Here is an 11,000-nt window from a genome sequence, read left to right as displayed (position 1 = left end):
CTGCGTTGCCTTACCGATCGATCCGACCGGTAAGGCACAGTAGGCGCATGATCGCGTACGGCTTCAGCGAATACGGCGGACCCGACACCGAGCACCTTCTCGACCTACCCGTCGCGGAGCCGGGCCCCGGGCAAATTCTCGTCGCGGTCCATGCCGCCGGGGTCAATCCAGCGGATTGGAAGGTCCGGGCCGGCAATCGCAAGGACACCGTGCAGATCACCTTGCCCGCGGTTCTGGGACGGGAGGTATCGGGCACCGTCGTTGCGGCGGGCTCCGGTGTGGTGGACTTCCCGATCGGCGACCACGTGTTCGGAGCCACCGCCGCGGGATTCGGAGGCTATGCGCAGTACACCGTGCTCAACGCGTCGAGCACTGCACACAAGCCGGAGGCCGTCTCGTGGGCAGCCGCGGCCACCCTTCCGGTGGCAGCCGGCACCGCGTACGACGCGCTACGCCGACTTCATCCGGTCGTGGGTGATTCCATCCTGGTGCTCGGCGCGGGCGGCGGCGTGGGTTCGGCCGTTCTGCAACTCGCGCGAGCCGATGGGATCGACGTTCTCGCGGTCGCGAGCGCAGGTAAACAGGAGTGGATCGAGAGCCTCGGGGCCGAGTTCGTCGAATCGGGCCCCGACTTCGTCGACGCGATCTCGCGACCGGTGACCGGCATCGTCGATCTCGTCGGAGGCGCGACGTTGCGCGCCGCCGCGACCGCAGTGACGGCGGGGGTACCGATCGTCAGCGTCGCAGATCCGGTGTCGGCAGCCCAGTTCGGTGGTTCCGGGGTCGAACGTGACCGCAGCACCGCAGCATTCGCGCGGCTGGCGGATCTGACCGCGTCGGGTGTCCTTCGCCCGCGCATCGACCATGTCTTCCCGCTCGAGCGAGCAGGCGAGGCTCTCGCGCTCGTCGAGAACGGGCACGTGCTCGGCAAGGTCGTCGTCGAGGTTCGCTGACGCCGGTTCCGCGGCAGCGGATCACTGTCGGCCCCGTACGGCACACTGCTGTCGCAAGAACCGAAGACCGACCGAGAAGATCGACGATGGGACGTGTGTGAGAAAACTGTGGGTAGCGGTCCTGCTGGTGGTCGCTACGGCGGTGATGGCTGTGTTCGGCTCGTGCGACCGGCCCGTCGTTCCTGGTTTCTCCCCCGCCGAACCGGCTCCGGGTAGTCCTACTCGCTCACAGATCGAGGAGCTGCTCGCCCAGGTTCGCGTGGTCGCCGCGCGACCCGATGCCCTCGGCTACGAGCGTGGATGCAAGAGCGGTGAAGGGTGTGTGTTCGGCCCGGCGTGGACGGACGACTACGACGGGCCGGGCGGTCACGACGGCTGCGGTACCCGCGACAACGTCCTGGCGCTGTCGATGACCGAGGTCGAGTTCCGGGCAGGCACCCGCAACTGCGTCGTGCTGGCGGGTTCGCTCGCAGATCCGTACTCCGGCGAGCGGATGCTGTTCACCAAGTCCGACGCCGGAAAAATCCAGATCGACCACGTCTACCCCCTGTCCGCCGCCTGGGACATGGGCGCGAACACGTGGTTGCCGGACAAGCGCATTCGGTTCGCCAACGACGTGGCGTTCAATCTGCTCGCGGTCAACGGGGCTGACAACCAGAGCAAGAGCGACAAGACACCGTCGCAGTGGCTACCACCGAACGCGGCCTACCACTGCTTCTACGCGGGCAAGTATCTCTCGGTCGCCGCCCAGTACGAACTGCCGATCACGCAGGCCGATCAGGGTGTTCTCGCTTCGGTCGCCTCGACGTGCGCGGCGTAAGGTGAGAACGATGTCAACGGCACACTCGCGCAGCTTCCTCGACCGTGAGACTCAGCTCTGCATGTCTCTGTCCGGCCGACCGAGCAACATCGGAACGCGCTTTCACAACTACCTCTACGACGAGTTGGATCTGAACTTCGTCTACAAGGCGTTCACCACCACCGATCTTGCCGCCGCAGTGGGAGGCGTTCGCGCGCTGGGCATTCGAGGCTGCGCCGTGTCCATGCCGTTCAAGGAGGATGTGATCGAACTGGTCGACGTTATGCACGAGTCGGCGAGCGCGATCGAGTCCGTCAACACCATCGTCAACGAGCACGGCGTTCTGCATGCCTACAACACCGACTACCAGGCTGTCGCGAACCTACTCGCCGCGAGCGATTTTTCGACGGACTGGTCGGTTGCGGTGACCGGGAGCGGCGGCATGGCGAAGGCTGTCGTCGCCGCACTTCGTGATTCGGGCTTCACCCGCGGCACCGTCGTTGCCCGCAACGCGATCACCGGGCCGGCCCTCGCCGAGTCCTACGGATACGACTGGTCGGCCGACGCAGTCGGTGCAGACCTGCTGGTGAACGTGACTCCGGTGGGGATGGCCGGTGGGCCCGACGCCGACTCCACACCGTTCTCCGAACAGCAGGTCGATGCAGCCGGCGCCGTGTTCGACGTCGTCGCCATGCCGTCGGAGACCCCGCTCATCGTTGCCGCCCGAGCGGCGAACAAGCCCGTGATCACGGGCGCTCAGGTCATCGCCCTGCAGGCCGCAGAGCAGTTCGTCCTCTACACCGGAGTGCGGCCGTCGGACGAGCAGATCACGCGCGCATCGGAATTCTCGCGCCGCTGACTCACAGGTGCTGCCACCGGGGCTTGTTGGCATAGGCGTACCGGTAGTACTCCGCGAGTGCGAGCGACGACGCCGCCGCCTCGTCCAGCAGCACCGTCGCGTGCGGGTGCCATTGGATCGTCGACGCGGGGCAGAACGCCGTCAGCGGTCCTTCGACGGCGGCAGCCACTGCGTCCGCTTTCGACTCCCCCGTTGCGATCAACACGAGGTGACGCGCCTCGTCGATGGTGCCCAACCCCTGCGTCAGTACGTGATGCGGCACGTCCTCCGGGGAGTCGAAGAAGCGCGCATTGTCGACGCGAGTCTGTTCGGTCAGCGTCTTCACCCGCGTCCGCGATCTCAATGACGACCCGGGCTCGTTGAAGCCGATGTGTCCGTCGGTGCCGATTCCGAGGATCTGCACATCGATGCCGCCGGCGGCCGCTATCGCCGCGTCGTACCGCTGCGCCTCGGCCGCGATGTCGTCTGCGTCGCCGTCGGGCGAGAACACCGCGGCGTCGTCCAGATCGACGTGGTCGACGAAGTTCTGCCGAATGAACGAAAAGTAGGACTGCTCCGCCGTTTTCGACAGTCCGATGTATTCGTCGAGCAGGAAGGCTCGGCATCGCGCGAACGACAGGCCGTCCTCCCGATGCCGTCGCGCCAATTCGCGATAGGTACCCACCGGGGTGGACCCGGTTGCCAGGCCCAGGACAGCAGTGGAGCCGGCGGAACGACCCGGGTTGGCGGCCGGATCGGCTCGTACCACTCGTTCGACGATGTCGGCGGCCGTGCGGTCCACTGCGTCGACCCCATCGAGGATCACTATCTCCATCTAACTGTCCTCCCTGATCGCAGTTCCGCTTCTGATCACCTGTATCGGCTCGAACGCTGCGTCGACCACCAGCACGTCGGCTCTCATACCCTGTTCGAGGCAACCGACGTCGGAGCCGAGGCCGATCGTCGTGGCCGGAGTCGACGACGCGGCCCGCACCGCCTCGACCAGGGGCACGCCGGCGTCCTGCACGGCCCGGCGCACCAGATCCAGCACGGTCGCAGTCCCACCCGCGATCGGTGCCGTCTCGGGATCGGTGTCGCGAGACAATCGTGCGACCGAGTGGTGGACGGTCACGTCCAGTGGTCCGAGTCGGTAGCGGCCGTCCGACATACCGGCCGCGGCCATCGCGTCGGACACCAGAGCGATCCGTGTGCCGCCGACGAGATCGAACACGGCGCGCACGGTCTCGTCGGCGAGATGTACTCCGTCTCCGATCAATTCGAGCACCATGCCGCCGCGGGCCGCGGCGGCCAAGCATTCGCTCACCGGCCCTGGTGATCGATGATGCCAGGTCGGCATTCCGTTGAAGAGGTGCGTGGCCGTGATCGGCCCGCTCCCCAGTGCCCGGATACCGCGGCGGGTGGTGAGTGCATCTGCGTCCGTGTGCCCGATGCTCGGCAGTATGTCGTTCTCTCGCAACATCTCTGCGATGGCAGCGAACCCGTCGACCTCGGGTGCGAGGGTCATCGACCGCACCGCTCCTCGGCCTGCGCCGACAATGTCGCGCAGCAGTCCGGGATCCCCGCTGCGCAGCGACGCCGGATCCTGTGCGCCGCAGCGGGCGACCGACAGAAACGGCCCCTCGATGTGGATCCCGGCGATGTCACCGGACTCGTACAGGTCGGCCAACAGCGACGTCTGCGCGATCAGCCGTTCGGGCGGTGCCGACACCAGCGAGGCGAGCATCGTCGTGGTGCCTCCGGAGCGGTGATGCCGCACCGCCGTCATGAGATCGGCGGCCGGTGAATCCGGGAACGATGCCCCTGCCCCGCCGTGGCAGTGCAGATCGACCAGCCCGGGCAGGATCGTCGCATTCGACTGTGGTGCAGCGTCACCGACCCACGCCGAAACCGGACCGACCCACTCGATCCGGTCTCCCGCCAACGCGAGAACGCCGTCCTCGATCACCTCGTCGCGCGTGACGACCCGCCCTCTCAGCGTGGTCGTAGCCGGAGCGGTCATGCCCGATCGGGCTCGAGTACTGCGTCGTCCTCACGGCCGGGGGTACGAAGATTCCACTTCTTGATGACGAAGCTGAACAGGAAGTAGTAGATCACCGCGTACACGAGTCCGATGGGAATGAGCAACCACGCCTTGGTGGCGATCCCGTAGTTCAGGAGGTAGTCGATGCCACCGGCGGAGAAGAAGAAGCCGTCGTGGATTCCGAGGGCATTGGTCAGCGCCATCGACGTTCCGGTCAGGACCGCGTGAATGATGTAGAGCGGCCAGGCGACGAACATGAACGAGTACTCGAGCGGCTCGGTGATCCCGGTGACGAAGGCAGTCAGACCGGTGGACAACATGATTCCGCCGACGATCTTCTTCTGCGACGGCTTGGCGTTGCGGTAAATCGCAAATGCCGCAGCGGGAAGGGCGAACATCATGATCGGGAAGAATCCGGTCATGAACACTCCGGCAGACGGGTCGCCGGCGAAAAACCGGTTGAGGTCGCCGCGCACCAGCTGGCCGCTCGCATCCTGGTAGTCGCCGACGAGGAACCAGACAACGGAATTCAGAATGTGGTGCAGTCCGGTCGGAATGAGCATGCGGTTGGCGAAACCGTAGATTCCGCTGCCCACAACGCTGTGGTCGGCGACCGTATTGCCGACCCATTGGAGGGCACTGTAGAAGAGCGGGTATACGAACGACATGATCACGGCGACAACGAGACCCGTGATCGCCGTCATGATCGGCACGAGCCGGCGGCCGCTGAAGAAGCCGAGGTAGTCGGGCAACTTCTGGCGATAGAACCGTTGCCAGAGGATGGCCGAGAGCAGTCCGATCACGATGCCCGCCAGGACCCCGTAGTCGATCACAGCCGGATCACCGTTGGCATCGACCTCCCCGTCGAGCACAACCGGCGACATTGCCGTGAACACACCGTTCATGACCATGTAGCCGACCACAGCAGCGAGTGCGGTCGACCCGTCGGACTTCTTGGCCCAGCCGATGGCGATACCGACTGCGAAGATGAGCGGAAGCCAGGTGAATACCTCCTGACCTGCCGCAGAGATGACCGCGGCGGCCGTCTCCAGCGCGCTGAATCTACCCAGCAGGTCGTCCTGACCGAGACGGAGCAGGATTCCGGCGGCGGGCAGAACAGCGATCGGGAGCATGAGGCTGCGACCGAACCGCTGCAGTCCGGCCAGTGATCGGGATTCCTTCTTCGGCTCGGTATCGACCGAGTCGGTCTTCTTCGGGGTCATGGCGACCTTCTCTTCGAGGCTGGTCCTTCGAGGGCGGTTTCCGCTGTTGTGACCGGGCACCATCAGGGGTACTGTCCGGTCATTACCAGTTGTAGTTTGGCCAGGTGGCAAGCACATGTCAACCCGGTCGTGTGATTCAGCCGACAGAAAGCGAGAACCGGACATGTCCAAGGCGGACGCGATCGTGAAGGGCCTCGGCGGTGCCGACAACATCGTCGAGATCGAAGCGTGCATCACTCGGTTACGCACCGAGGTGAAGGACGGATCGTTGGTGGACGAGGCAGCACTCAAGGCGGCCGGCGCCCACGGGGTGTTCCACAAGGGCACTGCCGTTCAGGTCATCGTCGGCCCCGAAGCGGACACGCTCGCAGAAGATATCGAAGACATTCTGTGAACGACGGCAACCTGATCCTCAGTCCCGTTGCCGGCCGGGTGATCTCGCTCGCCGACGTCCCCGATCCAGTGTTTTCCGCGCAGATGGTCGGTGCCGGTGTCGCACTGCAGCCGGCCGCGAGCGACGGTCCCGTCGAGGTCCGTTCTCCGGTCGCGGGCAAGATACTCAAGCTTCATCCGCACGCGTTCGTCGTCTTCACCGACGACAAGGCCGGTGTGTTGGTCCACATCGGTATCGACACCGTGAAGATGAAGGGCTCGGGCTTCGAACTCGTTGCAGCAGAGGGTGATCGAGTCGAGGCCGGCGACCTCGTCGTCACCTATGACCCCGCAGCGATCGCGTCGGCAGGCTACTCGGATGTCGTCCCCGTGGTCCTGATGGATTCGAAGCCGGATTCGGTGACGAGTGCGAGCATCGGCACCGACGTCGTGAAGGGCGATCCGCTGTTCGAGCTGCCCTGACCTCACCGACGCGGCGTGGTGCGTCGCCCGCCTTCGACTTCCATCGACAGTTGATACCGGTCGCAGCGGTACCAGCTCTCGGCATGCTCGAGCGGCTCGCCGCCGCTGAAGGAGACCCGGTCGAAGTACAGCACCGGAGCGCCGCGCTTGGTACCGAGCAGGGTGGCCGTATCACTGTCGGCTGCAGTCGCTTTGACGGTCTGCTCGGCCCGATCGATCGTCAGACCGTAGTGATTGCGCACAGCCTCGTAGATCGACTGGCTCAGATCGTGGTCGATCAGGTCCGGAAGCAGTCCGGCCCGGTACCACCCGTCGTCGACGCTGACCGGCTCGGCGTCGGCCAACCGCAGCCTCTTGATGTGGTAAGTCTGCTCCCCGTCGACCAGACCGAGGGCGCGAATTGTTGATGCAGAAGGCTTTTCGAGCCGCGCGAAAAGCACCACCGTCGTCGGCGTCAATCCCTGCGCGCGCATCTCCTCCGAGAACGACGCCAGGTGCAAGCGAGACTGAACCGTGCGACTGGCGACGAACGTGCCCTTGCCGCGCACGCGCACCAGATGTCCGTCGTTGACGAGTTGACCGATTGCTTCCCTGACGGTGATGCGGCTGACGCCGTAATCCTCCATCAGCTTCCGCTCGCTCGGCATCAGATCGCCGGGTTGGAGCTCCTTGGTGCAGCGGTGCAACAGAATTGCGCGCAGCTGTTCGTGTTTCGGGATCTGACTGTCCCTCAGATGTACGGGCATCACCACTGCGCCGGCCTTTCGGTCACTCGACGGACCAGCGGTACGGACTGGTCCGGTCCAACCAAAGACTACGTCACACCTGGGTGCACCGACAGCATCCGGTCGCCACCAGTTGCGCCGACCCGACTCGGTGGGAAACGACGCGACAGGCGACGGCCGACCGTGCATCATCGTCGATCGTGACCTCTGCCGACAATTCCGCCGCTGCCGACCGACCGACAAGTCTCTCGACCCCCGTCAGCGCCGGAATCGTGGCCGCTCTGGTCGGCTTCACCAGTTCGTTCGCCGTAGTCCTCACCGGCCTTCGCGCGGTGGGTGCCAGTCCAGCCGAGGCAGCCTCGGGATTGTCGGCACTGTGTCTGACGCAGGCCGTCGGGATGATGTGGCTTGCGCGCAGATACCGACAGCCCATCACGCTTGCCTGGTCGACACCGGGTGCCGCGTTGCTCGCCGGAACCGGCGTGGTGGTCGGCGGTTGGCCTGCCGCAGTGGGTGCGTTCGTCACCGTCGGGCTCATGATCGTCCTGACCGGCCTGTGGCCGCGGCTCGGCGCTCTTGTCTCGAGAATCCCGGTACCACTCGCGCAGGCAATGCTGGCCGGAGTGCTGCTACCCCTCTGCTCGGCACCGGTGGTAGCCCTCGCCGGCTCCCCCGAACACGTAGCGCCGGTGGTTCTCGTCTGGCTCGTGGTGCTCCGATTCAGCACACGCTGGGCAGTCCCCGCTGCGTTCGCTGCGGCGGCTGTGATCATCGCTGCCGACGTGATCGGCAGCGCCACCTCCATCGCGGCGTCCGATCTCGTCCCCCGAATCGACTGGACGATTCCGCACTGGACGTGGCAGGCGACCGTCGGCATCGCAGTGCCGTTGTACATCGTCACGATGGCGTCACAGAATATCCCGGGCACTTCGGTCATGGCGTCGTTCGGCTACCGCATCCCGTGGCGTGCATCGATGACCGTCACCGGAAGCGGAACGGTGCTGGGAGCATTCGCTGGTGGGCACACGATCAATCTCGCCGCGATCAGCGCTGCACTCTCGGCGAGCCCCAGCGCCCATCCGGACCCGAAGCGACGATGGGTCGCGGCATTCTCCGCCGGATGCTCGTTCTCGGTGCTCGCACTGCTGGCCACGGCTCTGGCGACTCTGGTGGCCGCATCACCTGCCGGAGTGGTGGAAACCGTTGCCGGGCTTGCACTGTTGGGAACGCTCGCGGCGTCGCTGTTCGGCGCACTGCAGCACGCGTCGGACCGAGAAGCGACCGTCCTGACGTTCCTCGTTGCTGCATCCGGACTGACCTTTGTGGGGATCGGATCGGCGTTCTGGGCATTGATCGTCGGACTCGCCGTACGGGCGATTCTGCGACGGCAGTCCCCGGCGCTGCCTGTCTCGGACGCTACTGGCTAGGGTCACATCCATGACGGATCAGGTGAACGCCACTGCCGAGTTGTCGCTCGCATCGGACTTTCCGGCGCTGTGGCCGGTGCCGACTCGATGGGACGACAACGACCATTACGGCCACGTCAACAACGTCACCTACTATGCGTACTTCGACACAGCCGTCAATGGATGGTTGATGGAGACGACGGGACTGGACATCCGGACCCTGTCGGCGATAGGCGTCGTCGCCGAAACGTCGTGCCGATACCTCTCCGAGTTGAGCTTTCCGGACCGCCTTCAGGTCGGACTCGCCGTCGAGAAGTTGGGTACTCGCAGCATCGTGTATTCACTCGGGTTGTTCCGGGAGGCCGGCGACGATGTGCTGGAGCTGGCGGCTCGGGGACGATTCGTGCACGTCTACGTCGACGGAGTCACGCGCAGACCTGTCGCAATTCCGCCCGAGATCGAAAGCGCGGCACGCACTCTGACGATCGGGACCTCGACGAGCTGACCGCTTACAGGCCGATCTCATCGGCTGTGTGCAGCGCCCTGGTGACGATGTCGTCGATGAGAGTTGTGGTCGGCCCGCCCGCCACGGCCCTGTTTCGCGAGTCCGCTTCCATCCGGCGCATGACACCTTCGGCGATGATGGAGAGCTTCCACAGCGCCAGCACCTGCCAGAAACCGACATCGGAAACGTCACGTCCGGTGTGCTGCGCGTACGACTCGACGAGTTCGGCCCGAGTGGGAAAGCCCGGCAGCGTCGACGCCATGAACGGGCCCGCGACCCCGTCGTCGGCCTGCGGCCAATAGGCCAGTAGCCCACCGAGATCCGCCAACGGATCTCCGAGTGTGCACAGCTCCCAGTCGACGACTGCGGCTACCCGACCGCTCTCGCGGTCCGTGATCACGTTGCTGAGGTGAAAATCTCCGTGCACCAGGGTCACTTCCTGCTGCTGAGGAACGTTGGCGGCCAATCGCGTTGCAAGCGAATCGATACCGGGTACGTCGCGAGTGCGCGAGGATTGCCACTGCTTCGTCCACCGGGCGAGTTGACGCGCAGCGTAAGGCTTGTGACTGGCCAGGTCCGCCAGTCCCGACGAATCGAGATCCACGCGGTGGATATCGGCGAGCGCAACGGTGAGCCCCAGTCCGACCCTCCGTCGATGCTCGACATCGAGTTGCTCGGCTGTGGCCACCGAGTCGACCACGATCCCGTCGACGAAACTCATCAGCACCACAGGGACCTCGGACACCGAAGGATCCTCGGTGATCGCGATCATCTTCGGAACCGGCACCGCTGTGTTCTGTAGGCCGGACAGAATTCGATGCTCGCGCACAACGTCGTGTGCGGACGCCAGGAGCTGCCCGAGCGGTGGGCGTCGGAGCACCCACGTACTGCCGCCGGCATCACGGACCGCGTAGGTGAGATTGGATTGACCGTTGCCGATCCGATGAAAGGTCAGCGGCGACGTTGCGCCGATTCCCAATCCTGCGATCCAGGTCGATACTGCGTTTTCGTCCAGTCCCACTGCGCCCATACAGAACCCTCACTTCGCTGTGCGACATCGTTGTCGACGGCCGTTGCCGGAGTCGACCGATAGTAGCGAAGCGACACCCGCATCGGTGCCGAGACACCGAGCCCGGTACGGGTCAGCTGGCCCGGCCGAAAGCGGACACGAGCGCCGGAGTTGCGATCGCCGCGGCCGGGGTGGCGACTGCGTGGCGCTTGACCGCGATTTCGTCCACTTCACCGACGAGCAGTGAAATCATCGTCTCCGGCTCGGCGGCCCAGACCGACGAGATGTTGCGGACCTCGGCAGGAGCGAAGAGCCCGCTTGTTGCCAGAGCATCGATCCACTCGGAGACTGCTTCGGACGTAGGCTCGGGCATGGTGGTTCGATCGAGCGAGTCCGTTTGGAACTCGTTGCAAAAGAACGCACGGACCATATCGAGCTGTCCCTGAGACATTGCGGTCATGTTCTTCTCCTTCGAGTTTCCGGCGTCCGTAGTTGTCGAGTACCCGATTACGGCAGGATGTGACGGGTACCACAGCCCGTGTCCATATCGTTACCGATTTGACTGTAACGACGGAATACGGTTTTCCGATGCGGCTGAAACTACGCCCTTCGGAGCAGTCTCGCCCAGGGTGAGTTGGACTCTGTG

General features: G+C 64.9%; 13 protein-coding genes. 7 read left to right on the top strand and 6 right to left on the bottom strand.

Annotated elements, in window-relative coordinates:
- Positions 1 to 47 precede the first annotated feature (47 nt).
- From MTX34_RS22615 to MTX34_RS22605, 3 genes are all read left to right on the top strand, one after another.
- On the top strand, positions 48 to 953 hold the full coding sequence (locus MTX34_RS22615) for an NADP-dependent oxidoreductase (protein WP_243610879.1): 906 nt from the start codon (positions 48 to 50) through the stop codon (positions 951 to 953).
- A 97-nt stretch (positions 954 to 1,050) separates the two neighbouring features.
- Positions 1,051 to 1,773, top strand: a complete 723-nt coding sequence (locus MTX34_RS22610; RefSeq protein WP_374640315.1) for an HNH endonuclease family protein — start codon at positions 1,051 to 1,053, stop codon at positions 1,771 to 1,773.
- Positions 1,774 to 1,783: 10 nt separating this feature from the next.
- Complete coding sequence (locus MTX34_RS22605; protein ID WP_243610878.1) at positions 1,784 to 2,611, top strand: shikimate 5-dehydrogenase; 828 nt, start codon at positions 1,784 to 1,786, stop codon at positions 2,609 to 2,611.
- Between the two features lies 1 nt (position 2,612).
- On the opposite strand, the gene nagB is transcribed toward MTX34_RS22605, so the two are convergent.
- Genes nagB through MTX34_RS22590 form a run of 3 tightly spaced genes read right to left on the bottom strand, consistent with a single transcriptional unit; the run spans position 2,613 to position 5,854 of the window.
- Entirely contained in the window at positions 2,613 to 3,425 is an 813-nt protein-coding gene (gene nagB, locus MTX34_RS22600) for a glucosamine-6-phosphate deaminase (protein ID WP_243610877.1), read from the bottom strand.
- Entirely contained in the window at positions 3,426 to 4,610 is a 1,185-nt protein-coding gene (locus MTX34_RS22595; protein ID WP_243610876.1) for an N-acetylglucosamine-6-phosphate deacetylase, read from the bottom strand. It abuts the gene before it with no gap.
- A complete protein-coding gene (locus tag MTX34_RS22590; protein ID WP_243610875.1) occupies positions 4,607 to 5,854 on the bottom strand; it encodes a PTS transporter subunit EIIC in 1,248 nt (415 codons plus the stop codon). The genes MTX34_RS22595 and MTX34_RS22590 overlap by 4 nt, the downstream gene beginning before the upstream one ends.
- 163 nt (positions 5,855 to 6,017) lie before the next feature.
- On the opposite strand from MTX34_RS22590, the gene MTX34_RS22585 reads away from it, so the two are divergent.
- Both MTX34_RS22585 and MTX34_RS22580 read left to right on the top strand, forming a co-directional pair.
- Positions 6,018 to 6,248: a glucose PTS transporter subunit EIIB gene (locus MTX34_RS22585; RefSeq protein ID WP_032378914.1), complete on the top strand. Its 231-nt coding sequence runs from the start codon at positions 6,018 to 6,020 to the stop codon at positions 6,246 to 6,248.
- A complete protein-coding gene (locus tag MTX34_RS22580) occupies positions 6,245 to 6,709 on the top strand; it encodes a PTS glucose transporter subunit IIA (protein ID WP_243610874.1) in 465 nt (154 codons plus the stop codon). The genes MTX34_RS22585 and MTX34_RS22580 overlap by 4 nt, the downstream gene beginning before the upstream one ends.
- A gap of 2 nt (positions 6,710 to 6,711) precedes the next feature.
- Here the strand turns inward: MTX34_RS22580 and MTX34_RS22575 are convergent, their stop codons facing one another.
- Positions 6,712 to 7,458, bottom strand: coding sequence for a GntR family transcriptional regulator (locus MTX34_RS22575; protein WP_374640331.1), 747 nt, complete (start codon positions 7,456 to 7,458; stop codon positions 6,712 to 6,714).
- Positions 7,459 to 7,634: 176 nt separating this feature from the next.
- Here MTX34_RS22575 and MTX34_RS22570 point away from each other — a divergent pair, with 176 nt between their 5' ends.
- Both MTX34_RS22570 and MTX34_RS22565 read left to right on the top strand, forming a co-directional pair.
- Positions 7,635 to 8,861, top strand: a complete 1,227-nt coding sequence (locus MTX34_RS22570) for a benzoate/H(+) symporter BenE family transporter (RefSeq protein ID WP_243610872.1) — start codon at positions 7,635 to 7,637, stop codon at positions 8,859 to 8,861.
- A gap of 10 nt (positions 8,862 to 8,871) precedes the next feature.
- Positions 8,872 to 9,345 (top strand): thioesterase family protein, encoded by a 474-nt coding sequence (locus MTX34_RS22565; RefSeq protein WP_243597077.1) that lies wholly within the window; start codon positions 8,872 to 8,874, stop codon positions 9,343 to 9,345.
- A gap of 4 nt (positions 9,346 to 9,349) precedes the next feature.
- Here the strand turns inward: MTX34_RS22565 and MTX34_RS22560 are convergent, their stop codons facing one another.
- Complete coding sequence (locus MTX34_RS22560; RefSeq protein ID WP_243610871.1) at positions 9,350 to 10,375, bottom strand: phosphotransferase family protein; 1,026 nt, start codon at positions 10,373 to 10,375, stop codon at positions 9,350 to 9,352.
- Positions 10,376 to 10,487: 112 nt separating this feature from the next.
- Positions 10,488 to 10,814 (bottom strand): hypothetical protein, encoded by a 327-nt coding sequence (locus MTX34_RS22555; protein ID WP_243610870.1) that lies wholly within the window; start codon positions 10,812 to 10,814, stop codon positions 10,488 to 10,490.
- Positions 10,815 to 11,000 lie beyond the last annotated feature (186 nt).

Origin of the sequence: Rhodococcus sp. ARC_M5, assembly GCF_022810405.1 — a bacterium.
Classification (GTDB): domain Bacteria; phylum Actinomycetota; class Actinomycetes; order Mycobacteriales; family Mycobacteriaceae; genus Rhodococcoides; species Rhodococcoides navarretei.
This window is presented reverse-complemented; position numbering and strand designations above follow the sequence as displayed.